Annotated in this window: 21 protein-coding genes; 11 read left to right on the top strand and 10 right to left on the bottom strand. The window is 60.4% G+C overall.

Features of this window, described 5'->3' with window-relative positions; translation table 11 throughout:
- Window position 1 precedes the first annotated feature (1 nt).
- A complete protein-coding gene (locus NDI86_RS20505; protein ID WP_310902131.1) occupies window positions 2–922 on the bottom strand; it encodes an ADP-ribosylglycohydrolase family protein in 921 nt (306 codons plus the stop codon).
- 645 nt (window positions 923–1,567) lie between these two features.
- On the opposite strand from NDI86_RS20505, the gene NDI86_RS20500 reads away from it, so the two are divergent.
- From NDI86_RS20500 to NDI86_RS20490, 3 genes are read left to right on the top strand one after another with little or no spacing between them, the layout of a single operon-like run.
- On the top strand, window positions 1,568–3,385 hold the full coding sequence (locus tag NDI86_RS20500) for a PD-(D/E)XK nuclease family protein (RefSeq protein ID WP_310902130.1): 1,818 nt from the start codon (window positions 1,568–1,570) through the stop codon (window positions 3,383–3,385).
- Window positions 3,378–4,286 carry a RecB family exonuclease gene (locus NDI86_RS20495; protein WP_310902129.1) on the top strand — a complete coding sequence of 303 codons (909 nt, stop codon included), beginning with the start codon at window positions 3,378–3,380 and terminating at the stop codon, window positions 4,284–4,286. The genes NDI86_RS20500 and NDI86_RS20495 overlap by 8 nt, the downstream gene beginning before the upstream one ends.
- Window positions 4,283–7,723 (top strand): ATP-dependent helicase, encoded by a 3,441-nt coding sequence (locus tag NDI86_RS20490; protein WP_310902128.1) that lies wholly within the window; start codon window positions 4,283–4,285, stop codon window positions 7,721–7,723. The genes NDI86_RS20495 and NDI86_RS20490 overlap by 4 nt, the downstream gene beginning before the upstream one ends.
- A gap of 338 nt (window positions 7,724–8,061) precedes the next feature.
- Here NDI86_RS20490 and NDI86_RS20485 read toward each other — a convergent pair whose 3' ends face one another.
- Genes NDI86_RS20485 through NDI86_RS20470 form a run of 4 tightly spaced genes read right to left on the bottom strand, consistent with a single transcriptional unit; the run spans window position 8,062 to window position 13,519 of the window.
- Window positions 8,062–9,117, bottom strand: coding sequence for a hypothetical protein (locus NDI86_RS20485; RefSeq protein WP_310902127.1), 1,056 nt, complete (start codon window positions 9,115–9,117; stop codon window positions 8,062–8,064).
- Entirely contained in the window at window positions 9,117–9,605 is a 489-nt protein-coding gene (locus tag NDI86_RS20480) for a hypothetical protein (protein WP_310902126.1), read from the bottom strand. The genes NDI86_RS20485 and NDI86_RS20480 overlap by 1 nt, the downstream gene beginning before the upstream one ends.
- Window positions 9,606–9,650: 45 nt before the next feature.
- Window positions 9,651–11,438 (bottom strand): HEAT repeat domain-containing protein, encoded by a 1,788-nt coding sequence (locus tag NDI86_RS20475; protein ID WP_310902125.1) that lies wholly within the window; start codon window positions 11,436–11,438, stop codon window positions 9,651–9,653.
- Window positions 11,435–13,519, bottom strand: a complete 2,085-nt coding sequence (locus tag NDI86_RS20470) for a vWA domain-containing protein (protein ID WP_310902124.1) — start codon at window positions 13,517–13,519, stop codon at window positions 11,435–11,437. Before NDI86_RS20470 ends, NDI86_RS20475 begins: the two co-directional genes overlap by 4 nt.
- 335 nt (window positions 13,520–13,854) lie before the next feature.
- Here NDI86_RS20470 and NDI86_RS20465 point away from each other — a divergent pair, with 335 nt between their 5' ends.
- The 3 genes from NDI86_RS20465 to NDI86_RS20455 all read left to right on the top strand — a co-directional run bounded on the left by NDI86_RS20465 (window position 13,855) and on the right by NDI86_RS20455 (window position 16,852).
- Window positions 13,855–15,420, top strand: a complete 1,566-nt coding sequence (locus tag NDI86_RS20465; protein ID WP_310902123.1) for an ATP-binding protein — start codon at window positions 13,855–13,857, stop codon at window positions 15,418–15,420.
- A gap of 619 nt (window positions 15,421–16,039) precedes the next feature.
- Complete coding sequence (locus NDI86_RS20460; protein WP_310902122.1) at window positions 16,040–16,327, top strand: hypothetical protein; 288 nt, start codon at window positions 16,040–16,042, stop codon at window positions 16,325–16,327.
- Window positions 16,328–16,330: 3 nt separating this feature from the next.
- Window positions 16,331–16,852 (top strand): winged helix-turn-helix transcriptional regulator, encoded by a 522-nt coding sequence (locus NDI86_RS20455; protein ID WP_310902121.1) that lies wholly within the window; start codon window positions 16,331–16,333, stop codon window positions 16,850–16,852.
- On the opposite strand, the gene NDI86_RS20450 is transcribed toward NDI86_RS20455, so the two are convergent.
- From NDI86_RS20450 to NDI86_RS20435, 4 genes are read right to left on the bottom strand one after another with little or no spacing between them, the layout of a single operon-like run.
- A complete protein-coding gene (locus tag NDI86_RS20450) occupies window positions 16,849–17,391 on the bottom strand; it encodes a ferric reductase-like transmembrane domain-containing protein (RefSeq protein WP_310902120.1) in 543 nt (180 codons plus the stop codon). The two genes, NDI86_RS20455 and NDI86_RS20450, sit on opposite strands and share 4 nt — an antisense overlap.
- Window positions 17,391–17,678: a thrombospondin type 3 repeat-containing protein gene (locus NDI86_RS20445; RefSeq protein WP_310902119.1), complete on the bottom strand. Its 288-nt coding sequence runs from the start codon at window positions 17,676–17,678 to the stop codon at window positions 17,391–17,393. The genes NDI86_RS20450 and NDI86_RS20445 overlap by 1 nt, the downstream gene beginning before the upstream one ends.
- Window positions 17,662–18,531, bottom strand: a complete 870-nt coding sequence (locus tag NDI86_RS20440) for an FAD:protein FMN transferase (RefSeq protein ID WP_310902118.1) — start codon at window positions 18,529–18,531, stop codon at window positions 17,662–17,664. The genes NDI86_RS20445 and NDI86_RS20440 overlap by 17 nt, the downstream gene beginning before the upstream one ends.
- Before the next feature lie 5 nt (window positions 18,532–18,536).
- The gene (locus NDI86_RS20435) at window positions 18,537–18,866 is read right to left on the bottom strand and encodes a hypothetical protein (protein ID WP_310902117.1); all 330 of its coding nucleotides are present in this window, start codon (window positions 18,864–18,866) and stop codon (window positions 18,537–18,539) included.
- Window positions 18,867–19,431: 565 nt separating this feature from the next.
- On the opposite strand from NDI86_RS20435, the gene NDI86_RS20430 reads away from it, so the two are divergent.
- Window positions 19,432–20,316 carry a ParA family protein gene (locus tag NDI86_RS20430; protein WP_310902116.1) on the top strand — a complete coding sequence of 295 codons (885 nt, stop codon included), beginning with the start codon at window positions 19,432–19,434 and terminating at the stop codon, window positions 20,314–20,316.
- Window positions 20,316–20,717, top strand: a complete 402-nt coding sequence (locus NDI86_RS20425) for a DUF7970 domain-containing protein (protein WP_310902115.1) — start codon at window positions 20,316–20,318, stop codon at window positions 20,715–20,717. The genes NDI86_RS20430 and NDI86_RS20425 overlap by 1 nt, the downstream gene beginning before the upstream one ends.
- Before the next feature lie 506 nt (window positions 20,718–21,223).
- Here NDI86_RS20425 and NDI86_RS20420 read toward each other — a convergent pair.
- On the bottom strand, window positions 21,224–22,252 hold the full coding sequence (locus NDI86_RS20420; protein WP_310902114.1) for a CPBP family intramembrane glutamic endopeptidase: 1,029 nt from the start codon (window positions 22,250–22,252) through the stop codon (window positions 21,224–21,226).
- A gap of 813 nt (window positions 22,253–23,065) precedes the next feature.
- Between NDI86_RS20420 and NDI86_RS20415 the strand changes: the two genes are divergently transcribed.
- From NDI86_RS20415 to NDI86_RS20405, 3 genes are read left to right on the top strand one after another with little or no spacing between them, the layout of a single operon-like run.
- Window positions 23,066–23,767: a metal-dependent transcriptional regulator gene (locus tag NDI86_RS20415; protein ID WP_310902113.1), complete on the top strand. Its 702-nt coding sequence runs from the start codon at window positions 23,066–23,068 to the stop codon at window positions 23,765–23,767.
- On the top strand, window positions 23,768–25,027 hold the full coding sequence (locus NDI86_RS20410; protein ID WP_310902112.1) for a multicopper oxidase domain-containing protein: 1,260 nt from the start codon (window positions 23,768–23,770) through the stop codon (window positions 25,025–25,027).
- Window positions 25,028–26,263, top strand: a complete 1,236-nt coding sequence (locus tag NDI86_RS20405) for a ZIP family metal transporter (protein ID WP_310902111.1) — start codon at window positions 25,028–25,030, stop codon at window positions 26,261–26,263. It begins immediately after the preceding gene.
- The last annotated feature ends 65 nt before the right edge of the window (window positions 26,264–26,328 follow it).

The following is a 26,328-nucleotide window of genomic DNA, read 5'->3' as shown; positions in this document are numbered from 1 at the left end:
GCTACGTCGTAATCTCCGTCGTCGCAAGCGCTGTTCCAAGTAGAGCCAGTTCATCACGGTATTCCAGTGTGTCAAGCCACCGGTCGGGAAGTGCGTCGGCTCCGAAGCGCGCTCCGGCTATCGCGCCCGTAACGGCGCCGAGCGTGTCCGTGTCGCCACCACGATTCACCGACGCGATGATCGCTTCCTCCGCAGTGTCCGCTGTGACCGCATCGAACAGCGACGTCTGAAGCGTGTGGACGACATACCCGGTGTTCTCTAACTGCGTCTCGTTGACGATGTCGGGCACGAGCCGAATCGTTTCGACGAGTTCGTCCGGTGCATCACCGTCGATACGTGCGACCGCGTCAGTCACCGGCTCGTCGTCACCGTCGAGATATCCGGCAATGATGTGGTTGAGGAGTACACACCCGTACTGGCACCGCGTGTCGTGATGCGTGATCGCAGAAGACTGCTTGCTAACGCGGTCGAGTGAGTCCAGGCTGTCGGCGAAGGCGATCGCGTGTGGAGCGCACCGCATGATGCTACCGTTCCCGGCGTTCGACCCTTCGGGGCGGCGTTGCCAGACTTCGCGCCCGGCGTCGCGCCACGACGTGCCGGACTGGTATTCGCTGATGGCGTCGGCAGTCATGAGGCCGATATCGAACGGTCCGCCGTCGTACCAGGCTGCGAATCGGTCGGCGATGTCCTGTCCGTCGAACGCGGCTTGCTCGACGAGACTCCGAGCGATACAGAGCGCTAAGTCAGTGTCGTCGGTGACGGTGCCAGCGGGTTGACCGTGCGTGCCGTGCCCGACCATGTCGGTGAGCGTGCCGTGTTGCTCCGTAATCTGCTCGGGGGAGCGAAACTCGACGGGGCGACCTAATGCGTCCCCGCAGGCCAGGCCGAGAAGCGTTCCTTTCGCAGCATCTGTAGATACCATTGGATGTCTCCAGCGTTTCGTTGGCAATAACTTGTACCCCGGTGTCGGAACAGGTCATCAGTCGCCGCCGGTCGAGAAACGGTGTTGGTTTGTTAGATATTCACTGCCACTCAAGCCGGTTCGTCTCGATATTCGAACCCCTGAGGTAGACACCCAGTCGGAAGCTGTTGGCGGGAGTCTCGACGAAGCGAGATTGCAAGCTGCAGTTGTGGAGTCGGAAGACGAACTAGAGAGGTGATCTGCAAGTTGCTCTGAACGGCTCTCCTGTGAGCGGTGCGGATTAGAGTTATCAAAAATAGTTCAGTAGCCGACGATTTAATTATCAAGTTTCACTCACACTGTGTATGGACGTTTGTCTGTCGGGTAACTCGGGCGTTTTTTTGCGAGCGTGCATTGATGAGTGAGCAACCAGCATTGGATGGAGAGCTTGTTACAGTCCCATTCGGGCAGTCCGAGACGGAGTCGGCAGTTCGGAATCGGTTTCGAGCGGTGCGCGACGAGTATGGGCCTGAGAACGTGCTCGTGTTGACTGGTTCACCGACCAGCATGGGGACGTTCGCGGAGCTTCTGCGTGATGAGGTTCCCGGGGCGGGTGTCCCGCGTGTCTCGTCGCTGGTCGTGCACGCGACGGATGTCGTGAACTCGGTGACTGACAAGACAATCCTGTCGGATACGTTGCGTCGGGAACTCGTTCACCGGTTTCTCGCGGACACGGAGTGGGAAACGGCGTATCTCGACCGGGCGTCGGAACTCGATTCGTTCGCAGGTGACGTCGCACAGCTCATGGAGACCGCGACGTGGCAAGACACCGAGCTCGACCAGTCGCCTGAACTCATAGAAGTACAGTCGGTTATCGATGAGTTCCAAGCGTGGCTGGCCGACCACGACCATATCGAACGTGGGCAACTCGTCTCGACAGCGCTGGAGCACCTGGCGGAACCCGGTGACAGGGACGCTGTCGTCGATTTCGACGCCGTACTGGCCGTCGAGTTCGAGGAGTTCTTTCCACTCGACCGGCGGTACTTGGCGGCGTTGACGGCGGATTTGGAGCTTGTCTGTGTGCGTGAGCGAGACAGTAGCGTCCGTCGGACGGGTGTCGAGACTGCCCCCGTAACAGAGCACGTGTCGCGAACGACACGCGAAAGCAAATCGGTATCGTCGCCGTCGTCTCGGCCGGAGGCGACAGCGCAGTACCTGGCTACCGGAAGGGTTCCTGACGACCCGGGCGCGGGTAATGTGACGGTACTCCACGCTGATTCCGGAGACGCGCAGTTAGACGAGATTGCTGGTGAAATAGAGCGGCTACGGGAGACGCGCGGGTGGCAGTACAGCGACTTCGCGGTAGCGCTCGGTCACGGTGGTGAGGCAGTGTCAGACGTGATTCACGCGCTCACACAGGCTGGTGTGCCGACGGAGTCGACGACGGTCACGGGATTCGGTGACGACCCGGCGATCCGTGAGTTGCTGCAAGTCACGAAATACTACGCTGTACAGGCCGAGCCGGCGACTGCGTTCACCGTCGATAGTGACGCCGTCGATGGGGCGTTACTCTCGACGATTCAGGCTGAAGCGGACACAATCGCGGACGTGTTACGGCGATGGGCGACTGCGTCAGGGTTGAAAGACCGGATTGCGTCGCGGGCCTCGCCGTTGGACGCGCGTTCGCAGTTCGGGAACGTCCGCAGAGCGTTTGCGATGGCGGCGTTCCTCGAAGACACGGCGTTTATCGACGCGTCTTGGCCCGTGTTCGCGGAGATGCTGGAACGCGCCCACGAGCACGCGGAGTCAGAGACCCGAACGAGCGCCACGGATTTGGACGGCGGTGTGCGTGTCGACCACGTTCAAGCGGTGAAAAACGGGTCGTGGCGGGCCGTGTTCATTCCCGACGTTATCGACCAAGCGTACCCGGGAGAGCCGCTCCTGACTCGGCTGTTCCCACAGGAACGCGTGTTGCAGATGCCTGATTTCCCCGGCGTGACTGACGTGACGGCGAGTGAGGTCGAGGCCACGTTCCGGACGCGTTCGACGGCGTCCAGTCAACCGATAACGCAGTACCACGTCGAACAGTCCCGGCGGCGGTTAGCGATCGGAGCGAACGCAGCCTCGGAGCGGCTGTACTTCTGTTTGTACGACCACGAGGACGGCGGGCTCGACGAGAAAGTCCAGCCGTCGCGGTTCCTCACTGACGCGTACCGGAAGCTGTCGTGGATTCGAGACCAGTCCGAGGACGAGATTCGCAGTGAGCGACGCGCCGAGGAGTTCGTCCTGTCTCGCGTGGACAGGGCGCTGGCTGACGTGCGGCGAACGCAGAGCCGCGACATGACGGTGTCGCTCGACGACCTCTCGGGTGATATCGGTGAGATTCACCGGCTGCTCGACGAGAGCGGCGAACGCGGTGAGGCGATGCGAGAGGCATTGCAGGCTCGTGTGGACTTTGCGGCCGGGAGGGTCCGTCGTGACTGACGTCGTATCTGTTTCGCCGACGCGTCTGGCGACGTACGCCGCCTGCCCGCGACAGTACGAGTACAAGCACGTCCAGTACGTGTCCTCGCCGGACGAGACGAAACTGTATCTCCATCAGGGGAAAGCCTACCACGAGCTTATCGAGCGCGTCTGCGATGCCACGGCCCGTGACGATGACCCTGCTGTCATCTACGAGCGAGCGATGGACGTGTTCGATGAGACGTGGGCGAAACATATCGACCCGGACGATTACGCCTCGGACGCCCACCAGGAGTATCAGCGCCGGGAGACACTCGCCGGCATCAAATCGTTCTTCGACCCCGAGGCCGGTGACGGTATCGAGCACGCACAACACTCGGTGGCGACGGAGAAACGTATCCAGTGTGAACGCGACGGACTCGGACTGCACGGGTACACTGACAACGTGCTTCGTGACGGCGACACGCTGCATCTCATCGACTACAAGCGTAACGTCAGGGGTGTCCTCGGGTCCTGGAGTGCTGACCGCCTCGAAGACCACCTGAACGAAGACGCCCACGAAGCCCAACGCGTCAAGAACGCGTTCCAGACTGCCGCGTACACAGAGGGAATCAAAGCCTCATCCCTGTACGAATCGGGGATGTCCGTTCGGTTCAGCTTCTACGGGTTGTTGCACTCGACGGACACGCAGAGTACCCCGGACGGGTACACCGTGACGGCGAGCGGTCGGGCCCGAGAGACGACCGAAGCGTACGAGGAGTACGACGACACGATTTGGGACCTCATTAGGGCCGCGCACGAAGGAATCACGACTGAGCGGTTCGCCCCGAGCCCGTTTGACCTCATCCAGGCAGAAGCCTGCGACGACTGTGATTACCAGTCGATGTGTCCCGAGTACATCACCACGGAGGTGCAGCAATGACCGACAGCGAGGACAGCCTGCCGGCGTGGCTCCCGACCATCGAGGAGGACGTTGACCCGAAGGACCAGCAAAAGAAGATTATCCGATCGGGCGAGTACCCGATGCGAGTTCTAGCCGGGGCAGGGACCGGGAAGACGTTCACGATGGTTCGGAAAATCGAGCACCTCATCGACGAGGAAGGCGTCTCCCCGGACCGGATTCTCGCGTTGACGTTTACGAACAACGCGGCCGATTCGATGCAGGAGAAACTGCAGGAGAAACTCGGAACCGCCGGGTACGATATCGACGCGTACACGTACCACTCCATCTGTAACGCTATCCTGCAGGACTACGCGTACACCGCGGGAATCGATCCGGAGTTCGACGTGGCAACGGACGCTGAGAAGTACGCCGTGGCACTGGACGTGCTCGACGAAATCGAGTACAGGAGTGTGAAGCCGAACGTCTACGGGCCGAACTCGCACGGGAGCGGTGCGGCGGACGCGCTTACCGGGTTCATCAGCTCGATGAAACGAAGCGGCATCGACCCGGACGCTATCGGCGCGTACCTCGGTTCGGCTGACCGGCTGTACGAACTCGCGGCCATTCCTGCGACCATCGAAGATGCGGCGAGCGACAATCTCGGCGGCCGGTCTGTCTCCACGGTACTCGACGGGCTCCCGGCGGTCAGGGAGGCGCTCCGTGACGCTCGCGAAGATGTCGGTGACCACGGCGTCGAGGCAAGTATCTCGGTCTTCCTCGATGGTGCTATCGCGGTGTGTGGCTCCCTCACCGCAGCGTTCGAAGCCGCCGAGTCTGGAGAGCGTGCCCTACCGGAGAACGCGCACAAGATTCCGAAGTACCTGTTCGGCGGGTACGCCAGTGGCGCGCCGAAGGGTATCCCGGATGTCGGGCTCGAACTTCCCGAGTACCTCGCGGACTTCCTCGACGATTGCCTGCAGGCCCGTGATCTCGTCGCCGGGTACGCCGCGTACGAACAGGAACTGGCCGACCGTGGACTCCTGGATTACGACGACCTGGTCGTCGAGACGGTCAAGCTCTTAGAAACTGATGCGGTCGACGACATCGCGGGCCGGTGGGACTACGTGTTCTGCGACGAGTTCCAGGACACCGACCGGTTACAGTTCGACCTCGTCACGTCGCTCGTCACCGACGAGAATCTGTTCGTCGTCGGTGACGACGACCAGGCGATCTACGAGTGGCGCGGCGCGAACGTCGCCAACATCACTGACGAACTCGACAATGAGTTCGGCGACGCGCTTGCCGACGAACCCCTCGAACAGAACTTCCGGTCCCGACAACCGATTCTCGACCTCGCCAACGCTGCGCTCGACGAACTCGACGACCGGAAAAGCGACAAGACGCTCACGCGCGTCGACGAGCCAGACTACGACGGCGATAGCGTCGTCACTGTCGAGGAAGCCGAAGGTGACGCTGACCGGGCAGACCAGCTCGTCACCGTCGTGCAGAACCTGCTGTCGGGCGCCGCAAATGAACTCGATAGAGCGTACGACCCCGGTGATATCGCGTTACTCGTTCGGAAGCACAAGCACGCCGAACCACTCGTCGAGCGGTTCGAGGACCTCGGGATTCCGTACGAGGTAGCCGGCGATTTGGCAACAGATTCGGTCGGTGTCGGGACGGTCGTCGCGTTTCTCAAAGCGCTTGCTCGACCGGCCGAAGACGAAGTCAGCTGGAATCGCGTGTTGACGATGCGGTACCGGCTCTGTGACGCCGACCTGCACCACCTCAACACGCGCGACGAGACACTCCTCACAGCTTTACGTGAAGCGCCGCTTTCGGAGTTCGACGAGCCTGACCGCGTCGAAGCCGCCAGGACCCACGTCTCGCACTTACTCGAACTACGTGATAGCGCATCACTCGCACGGCTCTACCGCGAGATGAAGGACGTGACCGACATCGAGTGGTACCTCAGCGAACAGGACCGCCGAAGCCTCGACCAGCTAGAGGACGTCATCGAGCAGTTCGGTGACGACGCGGTCCAGCCGTCACTGACCGGTGCGTTCGTGGCAGCACTCAGACACCACGACGAGGTGTTCGCCGAGAACGGTGGAACACCGACGGACCAGCCTGAGTTGGCCGACGACGCGGTGAACGTCATGACGATTCATAAGAGCAAGGGACTGGACTTCCCGGTCGTCCTGATGCCGCGACTGACGGCCGACGAGTGGGGACCACGTGGCCGTTCGTACGACGCGCTGGAAGCGTCGCTGACTGACGGACCGGACGCAGCGTTCGCACAGGACTTCGTCGCCAACGACGCCCGGGAGACACGGCGTGTCCTCCACGTTGGCCTCACACGCGCCGAAGACGTACTCGTCCTGCACGGGTCGAGCGAGGACGAGGGCGCGAGTGACGAGTCGATGGAGGACCTCCTGCGGGAAACACTCACACCGGAACTGCCGTGGGAACCCGATGCCGACAACCTCCCCATCTGGCAGGACATCCAGGGCTGTCTCCCGCCAGAAGCCACAGACTGGACCGAATCACTGGCCGACACTGTCGTCGGTGAACTCGGCGGGACAGTGACGCACAACGGCGCCACCATTAGCCCCGGGACCGCACGGGAGGAGGTCCTCACGCTCGGCGACAATCTAGCGGCAGGAACTGTCGACCCGACTGCGCCGTCCCGGCTCGCTATAGAGTCACTCACCGGGCCACCAGACGTAGCCCCGGAAATCCGGCACAGCTACACGGCACTCAAAACGTTCGACGAGTGCCCGCGGCAACACTACCTCGATTACGTCGTCAACGCGTTCCGAGATTACACGCCAAGCGATGAGGCGTGGACAGAGAACGACACCGGCCCGTCACAGCAAACCGTCGGGATACTGTTCCACGACACGGCAGAAATCGCGGCCGACGAGCACGCGTCGTCACCGAGCGATTGGTACGACATCTGCGAGCGACTCGCCAACCAGAAACGGGCCCGTGACGCACTCCCGGAGGCGAAAAAGTGTATCGACCGGTACTTCGCACTCGAACTCAGCGAGTGGGACGTCGTCGACGCCGAACGCGAATTCGCTATGGACATCGATGGCGAGGAAATCGTCGGGTACATCGACGCCGTCTACCGCACCCCCGACGACGACCTCGTCGTCATCGACTACAAAGCCACCCAACGCGAACGCGACATCGAAGGCAACAGGCAACTGCCACTGTACTTGCTCGCGTGCCGCGACCTGTACGACGAACCAATCCACAGCGCCGGGTACGCGTACGTCGGCCCGCTCGGTCCGAAAACCGAGACCAAGACGTTCTCCGAGAGTGAGTTACAGGGCGTCGAGCAAGAAATCGAAGGTGTGCTCTCGACTATCAGTGACCTCTCATACGACGAGTTCGTCGCAGATACGCACTGCCAGTGGTGTACCCACAACGAACTGCCGTGTGCCTCCTCAGTCTCGAAAGTGGAGTAACCTACTCAAAGTGAGTTTGCGCCGTCTTCAGCGATGCTATTTCCAGTCTCGCCATCCCTCGAAGTGATGTTCGTTCTCCCGCCAGCGCTGTGGCTTCAGTAACTGATTCGAATCGATAGCCGGATGACTCCGGTCAAATTATTCGCTACCCAATCCCGATACTCAGCTATCGTCTGAGGCTCTGCAGAGTCGTGTCCTTTCATATGAGACGTGTTGATGTACTTCTTTCTTTCACCACAGGCCATACAGGGAATCATTCCCTTGTTCTCTTCCTTACTTTCACCCATGGTGACTACAAGAATTCTACCTTTTGATGCGTTTATATTCTGTATTTCGTGTCATTGCCGAGCAGCGTGAGCTTCAACAATCGGTTTATCGCGTTCGAGAATCGTAGCCAGTTTCTCACTTCGCGTATCGATATCGATTTCTTCCCGCTTCCAGTTGCGTTCGCTCTTGCCTTCCCATACGCCGTAGAGGGTCGCTCGCGGGAGGATTAGCACGCCGAAGATTACGGCGAGTCCGTACAGGAGCGTCGCAATCTGGTCCCACTTCCCGGTGACGCGGCGCGGGAAGTCGATGCTGAAGTCGACGTGGACGGCTGGAACCTTTCGTGACCGGGCTTCGTCGACGAAGCCGTAGTCGTTCGAGAAGAGGATCACGCCGGTTGGCTTATCCGCGTAGTACTCGGCGCAGCCGTCGATGATGTCGGTGTCTCCGGTCCCGGTCGAGACGATGTCGTGCGGCCTGGTCTCTCGCAACCGGCGGTATTCCCGCAGTCCGAGGCGTGTCTCGCGGTTGTCTTCCGTGGGCTGTCCAGCGAGGCGTTCGTACTCCGGGCCGAACGCGTCCGCTAACGCTGTGGCTGGCATCGCGTTCTTCCCGTACCGGTAGCTGATGCTCAACTCCGTGTCAACGCCTTCAAGCAAGGCGTACCCATTGACTGGTGCTCGCCCACCCGATGTAGTGTGTCGCTCCGGATCGATACCGAGGACTTCGTGCATCCGCCACGGCAGGAGATTCGTGTCGAAGCCAGCGTACCGCGGCGGATGGCCTTCTTGCAAGTCTTGGTACCCGTACCGGCTGATCACTTTGTTCACTTCCTCACGGTTCTGAATATCGACGAGTCGACTGGCCGTGACTGCTTTGACGTACGCCGCCTCGTTCGGGAGTTCCCTCCGAACCGTGCGCCCGTATGTCCGTTCGATCTCGTCGAGCGCGTCCTCGTACGTCACTGCGCCGGTGGTGATGCTGACAGTACTCTCCGTAGCGTCACCGAGGTCGATACGGAGTAGCTCACCGATTTCCTCAGCCGGGTGAACGACCGAGAACGACTCCTCACCGAGTTCGTACAGGCCGTTCAACAGGAGCATCAGGTCTTCGTGTGCGAGTTGCATCAGAGAATCTCCGTGAAGTCGTACAGTGTCGCCGCTGTGCGGGGAATCTCAGGGTAGATGCGGCTGAAGTAGTCACTCGACTCCAGGTAGAAGTAGAAGATGTGGTCGGCGTCGTATCTCATCCCGGCGTTGAACGCGATGACGGACATGAACTTCCGGCCGGGCGTGACGTCCACAGCGACGTTCGCGGCCGCATCGCGTGCCTCCCCGATTGCGTCCTGGAAGTGCGCTGCAATTCCCTGGAAGTCCGTCTCGTGGTCGACGTGTCCCGTCCTAATGGTCGGGCTCTCGACGCCGTACCGCTCTAGCAGCGTCCTGGTGAGGACTTTCGTGTCCGATAGCGCATCACCGAGTCCCGGGTTGTCGAGAAAATACACGGTATCGGGCACGAAAGTGCTGTCTAAGCCGTCTCCGGCACACGCCGCCGCGATTGGATTCACCATCGCCTCGACGGTCGTACTCCCCGAACTCACCCACACATTATCCATCGTGCCTATCACGTCACCACGTTCTCATAAGCGTTCACCCGCACGTCACGCCTCCAGCCGTGAGAGCGCCCACGAGGCGCGGGCTCGCACGCCCTTGTCAGCGTCTTCCTGCAGGCGCTCTCGAAGCGCGTCTTCGCTGTCCGCGGCGCGGAGATACCCGAGCGCCCAACAGGCGTTCTCTCGGACGGCCGACTCGTCGTCGGCCAGTCGGTCGACGAACGTCGGCGTCACGTCCTCGACTGAAGTCGGGAAGTCCTCTGCCACACGGGCCAGGGTCCCGCTCGCATTGACTCGCGTGTACGCGTCCTCGACCGTGAGGAGGTCGGCGATATGGTCCACGAACGGCTCGACGGCATCGGTGTGAACTGATGAGACATCGAAGAGCAACGCGACCGCGTTGTTTCGAAGCCGGGGGTTCTCCGCAGTCAGCAGTTGTGCGACATCGTCGACGATGTCAACGGAGAGGCTTGGGTCCGTCTCGACAGCACGACCGAGCGCAGCCGTCGCGTACAATCGAACGTCGTCCGGTTGTGTTTCATCCAGTACGACCGTTCCGAGCGATTCTGCGACCGGCACAACAGCCTCGGGGTACTCACTCGCGACATCGGTGAGTGCGGCCACAGCATCGCTAGTCCCGTCAGCATCGTCTTGGATGACAGTCGCTAACCCCGGAACAGCATCAACCGCATCGCTCGGGTCTGCTGACGCGATGTGTGCGATACATGCGGCTGCCTCACGACGGGCTGACACGCGGTTCGAATCGAGATACGGCGTAACGACGGTCGTCGCCGACGCGATCGCACCTGGACTGCACTCACCGACCGAACTGAGTATCGCTAAGGCATCATCCGGAGAAATGATATCGGAGTCACTCAACAGCGACCGGAGGATCGGGACCGCCGGCGTGCAGTCCTCGGGATGTACACCCGCGATTGAACGAAGTGCCTGCAAGGCTTCTCGTTGCTGGAGTGGGGCCGTCGCTTCGCGGTCTAGGACCGACAAGACTGGAGAGACACGAACAGCGCTGGGATTGGCGGCTGCCAACCGGCGAAGCAGGACCGCCTCTTCGGTCAACGTCTCCGCTTGCGCCGTCAGCCGCTGCGCTTCCTCAGCGGAGATATTCAAAGTAGCCACGTGCTTGATGGCTTCGATACCGACAACGAACCTGTCCTTGCCCGGTGCGAACGGCGTGCAACGGGCTCCGGGCGCTTTCGATGGCTCTTCGAGTCGCACGGCGGCGACTGAGATATCCGAGACCAGTACCGTGGACACGCCGTCTGCGTCGCTGTACGTGAGTTCGAAGCCCTGAGCGTCGCGGTGGTCGCTGAGCCACGACGAGAGGTGTGACTCGTCCACGGGAGCGACACCGGCGGTCGTCGGACGGCCACCGTCGGTAACCGGGTCACGCGCCCACGGCAACGCCGGGTCGATATCACCTTGCTCAACGGCCGGGACGAAATCCCACGCGTGGTAGTGCTCCCACCCGGCTACGTCACTCAAATCCAGGTCATCGATGACGATGTAGCCGTCCGCGTCTGGATGCAAGTCCTCAATGAGCGAGAGCCGTTCACGCCGTAACGGGAACTGTTCGTAGTACCCGTCGGGCTGTTTCCCGCCGAGCCACTCGTCCCACGCGTCGTCGTGTCGTCCGACGATGTCGACGACGCCGGGAATCGCTGCCTCCTCGGCTAGGGTCTGATTCCCGATTGCGTACACCGTGTGGTCGGTCTCGTGGGCGAGGTGACGAACCCATCCCAGCGGGACGGCCTCGTGGCGCGGGTGTGGGTTCACGTCGACGGTCCAGTCCCGGTCGAACGCGAAGACCAGCGTCACTCGGACACCCCCGCCTGTCGGACCGATTCTGGTCGGCACAGCATGTCCAACAGCTCCAGTTCCTGCTGGAGCGATTCGGTACCGACGGCGTCCATCTCTTCGGCGAGATACTCACGGAGAGTCCCGAACCGCTCTCTGTACTCGTCGGGGACGACCAGCGGAACGGACTCACGCTCGTGCTCACCGCGCTGATCGGGAAGCAGCCAGTCGTCGACGCCCGTCGCGTTGTGGGCGCGGTCGTGGACATCCCGTGCCCACGCACGGAGTTCCCGAGCGTACCGGGCGAGCGCCACGGCCTTCCGAACCCCGCCGTGGGCGAACGACTCTGCCTCTTCGGGTATCGAGACGGCCACGCGCTCGGTCTGTGCAGCCCCGTCCCGTTCCGTCCACGACGCCTGCAGTTCGAGCGTCGCGTCCGACGCCGTCCGCGAGAGGCGAACGAGGACGGCCCCGCCACGAGCCTGACCGTCCTGTTTGGCAGACGGGAACAACGTTCCCACGTGCATGAGCCGCTCGCTCGCTTCGTCGGCCGACGGCGACCCGTGGACGGCCGCTACTTCGTAGCCCGTTGCGTCCAGTTCCAGGTCGAGGTCGTACACGAGCGGCGTCACCATGTAGTCGAACTCCTCGCCGAGCCGGTGTTCGAACTCGTCGGCCGAGTGGATGAAGTAGTGGTTCGCACCGCGAATCGCCGACACCGTGTCGGCCAGCTCCGCGTTCGCGTCCAGTCCCATGCCGATGAACGTCGTGTGGATACCGTCAGCGGCGGCGTCAGCGAACCGTGCCCTCAGTTCGTTCGCACCGGTCTCCCCGGTGTTAGGCATCATATCGGTCATGAAGATGACGCGGCGCTCGACGCTGTGACCGGTCGCCCCGTCAGCCAGCATATCGGCGGCGGCCTCGAACCCGTCTTCCATGTTCGTTCCCCCGCCAGCGGCGATGTCTCGGATGTGCTGGCGGATCGCCGGCATGTCCGTCGCCCCGACGTCACGCAGCGGCTTCGCCACGTGGGCCCGGTGGTTGTAGAGGACGACACCGAGACGGTCCTCGGCGTGGAGTTGCTCTGTGAGTGCGCACAGGGACTGCGTTGCCGCTTCGAGTTTCGTCTCGCTCCCACCTTCGGCTTCGTGTCGCCGCCCCTGCTCGTCGTAGTAGTACTGGTCGAACGCGCTGGCCATCGATCCGGAGACGTCGAGGACCGCCACGAGGTCGAGACGTGGTCGTTCGAACTCCTCGACGGACAGGGTCGAATCCAGGCCGACAGAGAGGTACTGTTCGGTCTCTCCGGTCAACGGGTGGTCGCTGACTGCCGCGGCGTACCGTGGGGCGAACAGCGAGTCGGTCGCCGTGCGCTCCCCGGTTTCGAAGTAGTAGTCGTAGAACAGGCCTTCGTCGCTGATGGCTTCGGGGCCCGGCGTGTATCCGTTCGCCACGTTCTCCCGGAAGTTCGTCACGTCTTTCGCGCCACCAGCGGCGAGCCCGACTGTCTCCGGACTCGCCATGCTGTGGTTCATCGTACCCATGCTCGCCTCAGCCTCCATGTTCTCGAGGACCGGCTCCTCGTCACGTGCGAGCATGTGCTGAGCCACGTGGCGACCACACGACGTACACACGAAGTCGGGCGTCTCAACTGGCTGGTCGTCCTGCATCGGGAGCCAGTCGTCGACAGCGTCGGTATCCTCCGCGACAGTCTTGACCGAGGACGTCTCGTCGAGGATACCGAACCGGCTGTCTAAACCGAGTTTCTCGGCCGCAGCGACGACTGCGGACCCGGCAGCGTCGATTGCCTGCCCTGCCCGAAGCTGGTCACCACAGTGCGGGCACTCGTCTTCGAGCGCCTGTGACGTGTCGACGGGCCCGGCACCGAGCAACCCGCTAATCTCGTATTTTTCGCCGGTTTCGAGATGCCATAGCGAGTCGCTATCCGGCGTGGCGAGTATGCTGAACTGGTCGCCTGCCTGGTCGGTAACGAGTAGCCGGCAAACTGTCGCTCCGTCGCAGGCGAGTGGTCGTTTAGTGATGAACTCGACCGTGAGGTCGAGTCGTGCGCCGGGCCGTACGTCCGCGAATATCCCATCCATTTGTTGTTGATAGCTGCCGCTCACCCGGGCAGCCGGCGGGTCCTCGACGACGATACACGCGTCTCCCTCGCGTGCAAGCCAATAAGCACCATCGCAGTGGCGCTTTTGTCACACTTACACCCAACATTATGTCTCATGCCGATATAAACGTTTCGACAGAAAGCATCATAGAGTCGTATATAGCTCGCTAATCTACAGTACAATGTTGTTTGACTCCTGTCGCACGTCACGCAAGACGTATCGGGTGGTTTCGACCCGCAAACTCGACGTTGCGACGGTGAGTAAACGGTCGTAACAATCATTGCGATGGCGCTCGTCGAACAGGCAACAGTCCAATGTCTCTCGATGCTGGTGACGCCTTAGTCGAGTCCCTCCACGAACACAATCCGTGGTGGGACGACGGGGCCGACGCCTTCGACCTGCCTGCTCGCCAGAAAAGCGATTTCTACCACCTCGCACGGCCGAAATCGTCCGGCAGCCAATTCGAAGATCAATCAATCCTCGCACTGGTCGGCCGACGCGGCGTCGGGAAAACCACGCTCCTCCACCAGTTCGTCCACCATCGAATCGAAGCCGGCGCTGCTCCAGAGCAATTCCTGTATCTCCCGTTCGACGCTGACCCACTCTATCAGCTGCAGTCTGATGCGCAACTCGCGCGCGCCGTCCGCTACTACGAAAGCCGCGTCTACGGACGGACACTCGACGACGGGCCGCAATTCGTCCTCATTGATGACATCCATCAAATCGAACACGCGAGTAAACCCACGATCGACGGATGGGGCGCGCCCGTCACCGAACTCATCGAGCAGCCCTCGGACCGGCATGTCGTCATGACGGCCAGCGCCGAAGTCCAGATTGACCGCGAACTGGCAGCCACCGAGCTCTCGGCGGACGCCTACGACGTGCAACCGATTCTCCCCGAGAAGTTCCGAGACTACCTGTTCACACTCTACCCCGACCTCGAAGCGGAAGATACCCGTGTCAGTCCAAGTTCGATACGCGCGGGCGAGAACAGCCTCCCGACAGCGATAGCCGAAGGTGACACGTCGGGGCTGGTCACGGAACTGCAGCGCAAGTACGAGAAAGTCACTGCCGCGGAACGCCGGATTCAGTCGCAAGTCGTCGAGTACCTGACGATGGGTGGCATCATCAGTTACGAACACGACGGCGCCATCGAATCAGCGAGCGACCTCACACCAGAGGATTACACCCACCTCCGCGAGAACGTCAGTGCTGCCCTCTACCAAGACGTTCCTGGCTTCGAATCAATTCAAACAATTGCCGACCTGGAACGCCTCTGCGCACTGGCCGCTCGGAACCGCGCAACAGAATCGTTCCGCTACCAGGAGCTCGTTGAATTGTTCGACGTCGACCGCCGCACGATCGCAGACAGTTACCTGCCCGCACTCAGTGAGCTGTACGTCCTTACTGGCGTCACCGAGTACGATAACAGCCGTCCGCGCGGCGTCCGACTCTACCTCCGCGACACCGGTCTCGTAACTGCGTTAGCTGACGGCGACGCATCGTCAGTGCGCAACGATTTCCAGCGCGAAGCGGAACTCGCTCGTGTGGCCGCCTTCGACCACACGATGCGATTCGCCTATGGGGTCAACGCTGCACAAGGGAACGACCCCACACCGAGTGTCCAGTACTGGCGTGGGCGGGACGGAGAGGTCGACTTCGTCTTCGAAATCGGAGATACACCTGTTCCAATCGGACTCGCCTATCGGTCGCGCGACAGGGACACAGCACTTGCCGCTATCAAGCAATTCCAGGCCGAATACGACGCTCCGGTTGGATTCCTCCTCGCGGGCGACACTGTTCGGGGCTCGGAACCAATCCTGCAGGTCGACGACGGCGTCATTCAGCTGCCGTATTGGCTGTATCTGCTGCTCTGCTAACGAAACCAGGAGTGTGGCTACACGATTGCTTCGGCGGGACGTCGATACTTCTCATCGAGAGAAGCGCCCCCCTCCCGGACGCCGTGTAGATTGTATCCTCTGGCGGCCGAACGACAGCCTGACACATGATTGGGCTACGTGCTCAGATTGCTGGGGACCCGCCCGATATTCGTCTCGCGACGCTCCCCCACCCTGAGGGTGACCAAGCCGATGCTGAATCTGGACGACTGTCGCTGCTGGGTCGTGGCAAGAGTCGAACCACTTCCTCGACCAACAGAGCAAGTATCCCGCGACAAACAATCGTCGCGATGGGCCGATAGTCGCCCTCGCAGTTCATCTCTTCGAGCAGAACAGGCGGATTCGCATCATCACACATGCCGCAGACGATTACTAGTCAGGCCTGTGCAATCATCCATTGACAAAGACGACGGTTAGATGCGAGGAGGTGGACTCCTATGGGTTGTACTGCTAACCACAGAGACAGTAGTTGAGGCTGGCGCTCTATGCACCGGATTGGATTCGACGGTTGAACGCCAATTGTTTTCCCCGCTACCCCCTTCGTCTGAACTGTATCGATCGCCGAGCACGTCACGCCGGCAGAGTGTACAGATAGTAACGTATGCCACTCGCTCAACTCCTCGAACAGTACGTCAGTCTGGGCATCTTCGTCCTCGCTGCAGGCCTGAGTGTTCTCAGCTTTCTCGCGTGGCGGCGGGAACGTGCTCGTCGTATGTGGATCGTTACGCTCGGATACGCGATGTTCGCCGTCTACGGACTCATCGTGTTTCTCGAGTACCCGCTGCTCCCGTATTTCCCGTACGCGACGCTGGAATTACTCGAACACGGGAGTGCAGTCCTGATCCTCGGTGGCCTCCTGGCGTTTTTCGTCGCCTTGACGCGGGACTGAGCAATGTCGGACCCGGATCTCGAATTGGCCTCTCGGCGGGAAATCTACCAGCGGATAGCCGATACGCCCGGGATTCACTTTCGCGCGCTCCTCGACAATCTCGAGTACGCACAGGGGACGCTCCAGTACCAGCTCAGGTGGCTCGCCGACGAGGGCCTGATCGATGTCTCGGACGACGGCAAGTACACGCGGTACTATCCGGCTGCCGAGTTCGACGACGCCGATCGAACAGTGATGAACGCGCTGCGCCGGGAATACAGTCGTCGCATCCTCGCACATCTTCTCACGGACGGCCCGCTCTCGACAACCGAACTCAGCGACCGTCTCGACAAGGCACAGTCGACCGTCTCGTGGCATCTCTCGAAGCTCGCCGAGGCTGACCTCGTCACGAAAGAACGCGACGGCCGGAGTGTCGTCTACGAGGTCAGCGATCCGAATCGGGTCAAATACCTCTATACAGTTCACCGGCGCTCGTTCACAGACAAAGTCGTCGACCGTATTCTGGGCCTCTGGGACAGCTATTAGCTCGCCGTCACGTTCGAGGGGGTGCCCTGAAGCACCAGCAAGCGCAACAGGAGCACGTAGACGAGAAACGCCACCGATGGTCCCAGCAGAGGGCGGACGAGTCCCGGCAGGTCAGTCCCGATTGCGGCTGCGTGAATTGTCCCGAAGGCGAATCCGACGTACGCAAACGAGTGGACAACGCGTGGTCCCCAGGGTCGCTGGAAGCGTTTCGCGTCGGTGAAACCCAGTACTGCGACGACGAGCATGAGCAGCGCTCCCGCGCCGACGGCGACGCCGCCGAGGAAGTACGGCATCGAGTATGCCGGCGCCGGGACCTGTCCGGTGACGACGAACCAGGCATCAAGTACACCGAGTCCCGCGTGTAGCAACGTGACGACCATCGCGAACACGGAGAGTTCGATGTGGATACGTCGGGCTGCCTCGTGGAGCACACCGAACGGCTCCGTGTTATAGAGGATGCCCGTGAGAACTGCCAGATACAACGCCGGATACGTCACGAGTGCAGCACCTCTGTCGAGGAGCCAGACGAGCTGTGACATTACGATGCCCCCGTTGTTTCGACGATATCGGGACAGCCGTCCGCGTCCTGAAATCCGTTTTTCCTCTCCGGTCGTGTCGGACATTTATCCACGGAGTCGTTGATACCGTCCCCGTCGTAATCGGTTGGCGCCTGTCTCGTCGAAACGGTCTGGTCGACGAGGTCGCTTTGTTTTTGCTCGGTCGCTTGGGCAGCACGCACGTCTCCGAGCTGCCAGAGCGCAGGGACAGCCACCACTAAGACGACTATCGCCACGACGGTGATTCGTTGCTTATGTGTCGGGGACATGTGTCTCAAAGCCAGCTGTCGTATGAAAGACGCCATCGTGGACGACGAGTACCTCCAGATCCTCCCATTCCGATGCTAAGTCGCGAGCCTCGGCTAGTGGGAGTGCTGCGAGAGTCGTCGCGATAGCGTCGGCTTCCATACAGTCTCGGCGCGCCACGACGGTGACCGATTCATGACGAGAGCCGAGCGATTCGGTGGTGGGGTCGTAGACGTGGTCAGTGCCGTTTCGCGCCCGTCGGTATCCGCCGGACGTTGCGACGTACCAGTCCGTATCTAGGATCTTCAGCGGTGTGTCGTCACCGTACGGGCTCTCGATGGCAACCGGGCCCGTCGGTGGAGACATATCCCCACCACCACTGACGAACCCGCATCGACCGAGTCCCGCGAGCGTCTCGGCGGTTCGATCAACGATGTATCCCTTGGCGAGGCCATTCAGGTCGAGTTCGACGTCGGTCGTGATGTGAGACCCCGTGGTTTGGACAGTTCCAGTGTCAAACTCCGTTGGTAGTGTTTCGCTGTCACCATGCAGGAACGCTTTGAGGTCGTGTTCGACACGCCCCTGCTGAATATCGAACACCCCGCCGGTCCGGTCGTTGTATTCGATTCCACGGCGAACGATTCGGGCAACGTGTTCGTTCACGACCTCTCCTTCACGGTTGAGCTGACTGACGGCACTCGCTTCATCGAAGGCATTCAGTTGTGCTTCGAGTGATTCAGCCGTTTCTCGGGCCGCGGTTGCCGCAGTCTCGGCCCGGACGCCTGTCGCCTGAATCCGAAACGTCGTGTCACAACAGCTGAACTCGCGGTGAGTGTCCCCGAACCGTTCGTACACCGATTCGAGCGATTCCAACATCTCGGTCACTCGTCCTCTTCGTATTCCTCGCCGTGTTCTTCTTCGTATTCGTTCTCCTCTTCGTGTTCGTCGTTTTCTTCGTCCTCCTCGTGTTCCTCATCCTCGTAGCCTGACCGGGTCTGGACTGCTGGCGTGAAGTCCTGATTCGGCGCCGGCCCATCCGAATCGGCCGGTTGTGCTACGTCCGACGCCGTTGAACCGGGGGAGTCAGTTTGCTCGCCAGCCTGCGCGAGGCCGCCACCGGGCAGAGCCAGGGCCCCGGCGACGCCAGCTGTGAGGAGCGCACCGACGAGAGTGAAAGCGACGAGTTTGTTCTTCGGGACAGGAACCCGCATAATTAGCTGCCCCTCTGTTTAGTACCGCTCTCTTCGACGTGTCGGTCGTTGTGTGCTGCCATTACAAATAGAGGGTTGAGACAGTCTTAGTAAGGCGTTCGCGTCCAACCCTCGAATCTTCGTACAGTTATCGAATCGGTGCAGGACGCGAGGGTGCTTCTGGGTACGTACGCGGCTTCGTTACATAGCCTCAAAGACGGCTCTTCTGGGGTTTGAAAAGCCCGAATCCACGATAACGACCGTCGCCTTCAACTGCTTACGTTTCCCTCGATAAGCGTCCTTTGTCCCGGGACACCGGCGTCAACAGCTATCGGTCGCATTTTCACCGGCGCCTTAGTCTGATGCCGAACGCTTGCCTGCTCCAGTCTGGTGTGAATCAGTGAGCTCGTCGTTCAAATTATAATCGACAGGGGATTGTCTTCCTTCGATACACAGCCAATCTATGCTACCGTAGGTACCGCATCTAACTTACCTTAGGTGGCTTAGCCACATTAGCTAAACAAGCTTGCTTACCTAAGGCACCTGAGGCAGAATAGCTAAGTCACCTGCGGTGGGTAAGCAAGGTATGAGTGATGTGCAAGGTAACGACCCTCGTGCGGTCTCAGTCGGCGTTTTAAAAGGCGGTTTTGGGAAAACCACTACTGCGATTAATCTTGCACGGGAACTCGGTCACCGGAACGAACGGGCGCTCCTCGTTGATCTCGACGACAACGGTCACATGACACTCATTCTCGGTCATGATGACGCTTATAGTGGTGATCGGTGGGGCACGAACCACACTGCCGACGTGCTTCTTGACGGCGAGGACCCACAGCAGTACGTCACGAGCGTCGCCGATGGATTGGACCTATTTCCATCACACGTCGAACTCGAGGACGTCCAATCCGGGTTGAAAGAGGCGACGATGGGGACTACGCGTCTAAAACAGGAACTGGTCGACGAACTTCTCGGTGAAGCGTATGACTACATCGTCATTGACTGCCCGGCGAATCGCGGGAAACTCAATGACAACGCGATGTACGCCACCGGAAACATTATCATCCCACTACGACCCGAGAATGGCTACGAGACGGGACTGACGAATACCGTCCAGCGGTTAGTGATGGACGCGCGTGAGTACTTTGACCTCAACATTCTCAGTGTGGTTCCGACTGACCTTTCTACCCGAATCGACCAGGATACCCGAGACCGGGCTCTACTCAGAGAGATGACCACCCGAGAAGCTGTGGCGAAGCACGTCCCGAACTTCGCATACCTCTCCGAATCTGACTGGGAAGCGGTCGACAACGGTGGATACGATGGCCCATTACCAGGTATCCGCCATCGAGCCGCTATCGACAATGCGAACGATGAGGGAGTTCCACTCAGGGATTATGATTCTGAGTGTGACCAGCTCGTGTGTTATGATGAGCTCGCCCAAATCGTCGAAACCGGTGGGGTGGCTCGCTGATGGGCTTCGATGATTTGGACGAAGCGATGAGTGAGCAGGACGCGGAGGAGACAACTACGCCTGATACGCCCGAAGATGACCGGCAGGAGCCTGCACAAGAACCCACTGCGAATCTAGAACGGCCCACGGGCTCAACCACGGACGCTACCGAAGACGACTCCTCAACGAGTTCTCTTGATCACCCTGCATTCCCGTTTGAGGATAGCAAGCAAGAGGCAATTTATCCGACTGTAGAGACTCTCACCGAATTCGACGATACGCTGGACTTTGAGGTTAAGCGTCGTCTCCGTGACGAGGGACTCCGAGATGTGCCTAAGCGCGAATATCACGAGGCACTCTTACAACTTGCCATCGAACAGCCAGAGCGGCTTGCAGAACTGATTATTGAAAACCGAAGGTAGCAATGGAACTCTTGTTGTAGCTGGCTTCGCCAGCGGTCTCAATGCACGAGGCGGGCTATGGCTCTCACTTACTGCTCGTAGACCTCGTCAAGCGCATCGGCAACCTCCGCAACGCGTGTGACCATAGGAGAACAGAGCGTTCGCTTGCCCGCTGGATACAAATCCTCTGATTTCCGCCGACGTTGTAGGCGATTTTCCCGGGGCCCAGCGAACGCCCCAGCCACCGAACTCGCGGATTGGATTGTATGTTTTCGCCTCGTAGCTCAATGTAGCCCATTCAATCCGACGGGACGACCAGTGGTGTGGCCACATCCTGAAATGGATTCCGTCGGCTCTGACGTCGGTTTCGAGGTCAAGACTGTAGAGGAATACGGCGACTGCCCCGAGGAGCAAGAGTCCAAGGGTAGTGCTATCTTGTGCTGAACGACTGTCTTGAATCGCTAGATAGCGTCGGTACAGGCCGCTGATTCTGTGTCCAGGACAATATAAAAACGGGGTCTGGGCAGTTACTTCCTCGGCTCGACGCTAGCCTCATCTGGGAACGTCCCGCCGCCAGCACCGGTTTCGTGAACCGGCGGTTCGACGACTGAATCCTCGACACGCCGACCGGGAACGAGGATATCGGGGTGGATACGGAGGTTGCCTTCGACGACCCGGGTATAGACCAGCACCCCGAGGAGGCCGAGGAAGCCTGCAGCGACGCCGAGCAGACCTGCTTCCGGACCGAAGGCACCGCCGGTCCAGAGCGACGGACCGGTCACGTCCACTGCGAGGACGCGAGCGGGTACGGTAATCCCACTCACGGGTTGGCCAAACAGCACGCCCATGGCGATGTTCCAGCCAGCGTGGAAGCCTATCGCAAAGCCGAGTCTGCCGGTCAGGACGTAGCTCGCGGCGACTGTCAGCGCGATGAACCCGATCACTGAGACGGAGACCAACGACGCGCCACCGTTCGACAGGTGGATGACACCGAAGAGGAGGCTGGAGACGAGGACGGCCACGGTAACCGCCGTGACCGCTCCCCGTCCGGCAAGTCCTTCAGCGACGTTTTTCAGGACGACTCCTCGGAGGACGAGTTCCTCGTAGAACCCGACGACTGCGAACAGGACGACCGAAGCGACCAGCAGCGTCACGAACCCGCCACTAGCGACGGTGGTATCGGTAACGACGGCCCATCCGGTCGCAAGCTCGACGCCCAGTACGACGGCCTGAACGAAGACTGCCAACGTGATACCGACGAACAGGTCACGCCACCACGCCAGACCGCCACGGAAGCCGTAATCGTGCAGGGATCGCCGGTCGATGGTTCGAGCGACCACCACGACACCGAAAACCGCGCCCAACGCGAGGCCGACGGTCGTCACGACGAGATAGTACGCCGACGGGATTGACGGCCACAGCACGGCTGCGAGAACGTCAGTGAGGACTGTCCCGACAACGGCCAACAGCGCGATCAGGAAGAACCCACCGACAAGGCGGACCGGCGCACGAAGTCGGTCTTCCGAGTGATTCCAGAGGTGTGTGCGTAGTTTCATTGTTTAGTTATATTACATTTTTATATATAAATACACATGTGATGAAAGATAGCTCGTAGCGCTCTCCATGACCACGGTTGCTCGTCGAGACTGGGGAACTCGCTCGTTGAACACCCTCAACGCCGTGGTCTCCGGCGCCCTCTACGACCGGCCGGGGACCCTCACCGTTCCCGTAAGTTCGAGACCGCACCAGCACTGGCACAACTGGACGGACCACTCGGCGTCGCTATCGTACCGATTGCACTGCTGGTGTCACTCGTGCTTGCGATAGGTGAGAAACTCGGGCGGCGTGGCTATCTACTGCCCTCTTACAGACGCGGTTCGGGGCGGCCGTCGCGAGTCTCGTCCTCGGCGTGTGTTGGTTCGCCTGGCACGTCCCGCTCCAGTTCGCCCCGGGAGACGCCAACAGCGGATTCCCACTGTCGTTCTGGGGACTGTCGATCGTCGCCACGGCGTTCGTCTACACCTGGCTGTTCAACAACACATGGGGAGTGTGCTCGCGCTCACGCTGTTCACGGTCTGTTCAATACCCTCGGACGTTCATCGCGCTACATCCGAGCGTGACGGGGAGTCCCTCTCGGTGTACGCTCTTGTCGGAGTGAACGTCGCTGTTGTCGTCAAAGGTATCACGACAATACCCATCAAACACCGGTGAGCGCCTTCTGCTGACAGATGTCCAGTCAAATCGTTTCCAGTGCCAGGTCGGCAGAGAGTATCTTGGACAGTCACGCCATATTTCAGAGTGATTTTTCACTTCTAATCAACATATTTGAGAAGAGAAGATTTAAATTTAGACATGTCTAATTCTCTGTCATGGTCTCCCCCAAGGTCGAAGATTACCTGAAAACCATCTACGATCTTCAGGACGACACGCGGGTCGCACCGTCAGCGGTCGCGACCGCGATGGGGGTCGAACCACCAACTGTGACGGCGATGTTACAGCGGCTGCATACCGATGGGTTCGTGGATTATGAGCCGTATCAGGGCGTCCGTCTCACCACCAGCGGTGAACAGCGAGCCCTCAAAGCAGTCCGTCACCACCGCCTTCTCGAACTGTTCTTGACCGAGCAGTTCGGCTACGACTGGTCTGACGTTCACGACGAAGCCGCCGTACTAGAACACTACGTCAGTACGAAACTCGAAGCACGAATCGCGACGGTTCTGGAATACCCGACGGTTGACCCACACGGTGCACCCATCCCAACTGCCGACCTCACAGTGGAGCACAACCCACGACGACAGCCGGTCCCAGAGTGCAATGCAGGAGATATCGTCGTCGTCTCCGAAGTCCGAGACAGCAGCCCGGCTGTGTTGGACTATCTGACGAGGGCAGGTGTGACGTTTGGAACAAGAGTTGAAGTGACCGAGATTGCTCCGATTGGGATGATTACCCTCGAAGTGAGCAACACCGGCGAGCGGTTCTCACTGCCTGCCGAACCGGCACCGAACATCTTCGTTTCACAGTGTAACGAACATTCGAACAGCGAACCCGGGCAGTTCAGCGAGGCACGTTAGATGCCATCATTACCTTATTCACGAGCAGCAGAGCTCACAGAGCAGCTAGAGCATAGACTAACCGACTCTCTTGGATCGGATTTCGAGACCACTCGCAGAGCCGTCCTTGGCGGAATCGGCCTGGCAGGGAGTACCGCTCTCATAGGTGGTGGATCGGCGGATACTGGAGACCACGGCCCAAGCGGTGATTCACATGGAAACTTCGGGGCCGTCGGTGAGTATAGCGACCTCGATTTCGACCCACACGAGTATCTGTATCAGTTCAATACAGGTCGCGGCGAACAGGAGAACGTCCCACAGGACATTTACGAGGAGAATGGCCGGACAGTCCGTGAATTTACGTTCCAAGCTGTCGACACCACGGTCACTATCGCCCCGGGAATCGAGTTCTCGGCATGGGCCTACAACGGGCAGGTACCCGGCCCGACGATTCGCGCCGTCGAGGGTGACCTGATACGAATCCAGTTCGAGAACCTTGGACGGCACGCCCACACCATCCACCCACACCTGCGGAACCTCGACCCGGATATGGATGGCGTACCAACTAACGGTCCTGGCGTTCTCGATACCGGTGACTCGTTCACCTACGAGTGGATCGCCCAACCGGCAGGCAGCCATTTCTACCACTGCCACTCGCTCCCCCTGAAAGAGCACATCCACCGAGGGCTGTACGGGGCTATCATCATCGATCCGGACCCAGAGCGCGTCGCGGCGAATCCAGCGGAGTACTGTGAGTTCCACCCCTCGCAAATCACCGACGAACTCCGTGCAGACCTCGTTACAGAGGCGAAGAGTCGGAATCACGAGTATCCAGAGAACGACGCCGTCAACGAGATGGTGATGTTGATGAACGGGTTCGACACCAACTTCGACGGCGACAACGAAGTGTACGCCCTCAACACACGGGCGTTTGCCTACGGCGTCGGCCAAACCGATGGCAACGGAAACTGGCAAGCGGGCGAGACGAAGCGCCCGATTCAGCTTGATAAGACGAAGCGCCACCGGGTTTACCTTATCAACGCCATCGAGTTCGACCTCATCAACTCGTTCCACACCCACTCGCAGTTCTTCGACTATTACGACCACGGGACGACCCTGCTACCGACGAACAAGACCGTCGACACGGTCATGCAATGTCAGGCACAGCGCGGCATTATCGAACTCGACTACTCCAACCACGACTCGGGACTCTACATGTTCCACGCCCATCAGTCCGAGTTTGCCGAGCTCGGGTGGATGAGCTTCTTCGAGGTGGTCTAAATGAGCAAACCGAACACCGACGGCGGCACCACAGTCGGTCGAACAGAGCGCCCACTCGGGCTTCCCAGGTGGGTAGCAGCACTCCTCCCGATTCTCCTCTTGGGCCTCATCGCGGGTGGTTTCTTCGCGGCGACTCCGTTCGCGTCGCTTGATACCGGTGGGGAACCACTCCCAGACGTCTCGGTGACGCACACGACATTGCCGAACGACGAGACGGTCGTCCTCCACGTCACGAACAACGGACCGCGCGAAGTGACCGTCTCACAGGTCCTCGTCGACGATGCCTACTGGAATTTCGAGGTACAGGGTGCCGGTGGCGATACCACTCTTGCACCGCGTGAGAGCGCGCAGGTCGTCATCCCATATCACTGGAACCCTGGTTGGGACCTCAGCGTTGCGCTGTTGCTCTCAGACGGCGCTACAGTTCACCACACGATCGTGGCACCCAGCCAGTCACCGGGTCTGACGGGTGACCTCTTGTTGACGATGGCCATCATTGGCTTGTTCGTCGGTGTCATCCCCGTCGCACTGGGGATGCTGTGGTTCCCGTTCCTGCAGTCGATGAACGACCGGTGGCTCCACGCCATCCTCGCCTTTTCGGCGGGTATCCTCGCGTTCCTCGCCATCGACGCCGGGTTCGAGGCGTTCGAACTCGGCGAGCAGGTGCCAGGCGCGTTCGAGGGAACCGCCCTGGTTGCACTGGGAATCATCGGCGCACTCCTCGCCGTACAGGCCGTCAGTGCGTGGCGGAAAGGCCGGGCTGCTGCCGGTGATGCTCGTGCACAGAGTGGTCTCTGGGTCGCCTATCTGGTTGCAATAGGCATCGGGCTGCACAACCTCGCCGAAGGACTGGCCATCGGGAGTTCGTTCGCACTCGGACAGGTCTCGCTTGGTGCGTTCCTCGTCATCGGCTTCATGCTCCACAACGTGACCGAGGGACCGGCCGTCGTCGCACCTGTCGCCCGTGGCGAGCGCCCGAGCATCCTGCACTTCCTCGCGCTCGGCTTCCTCGCCGGCGCCCCCGTAATCCTCGGTGGCTGGCTCGGGAGCCTTGCGTTCTCGCCGACGCTGGGGGCGTTCTTCCTCGCTATCGGCGTCGGCGCTATCCTGCAGGTCATCTGGGAGCTGTGGGGGATGATGAGCCGGAATGGACGGGCAGCGTCTGCACTGAACCTCGTCACGTTCCTCGTTGGTCTCGTCGTAATGTACGCCACCGACCTCTTCGTCGCACTCTAATCCCCCTCGGCCAACACTCACCTAGCTATGAACCGACGACGGGTACTCCGACTTTGTGGGGCAAC

The sequence above is a fragment of the Haloarcula onubensis genome, assembly GCF_031624605.1.
GTDB lineage: Archaea > Halobacteriota > Halobacteria > Halobacteriales > Haloarculaceae > Haloarcula > Haloarcula onubensis.
This window is presented reverse-complemented; position numbering and strand designations above follow the sequence as displayed.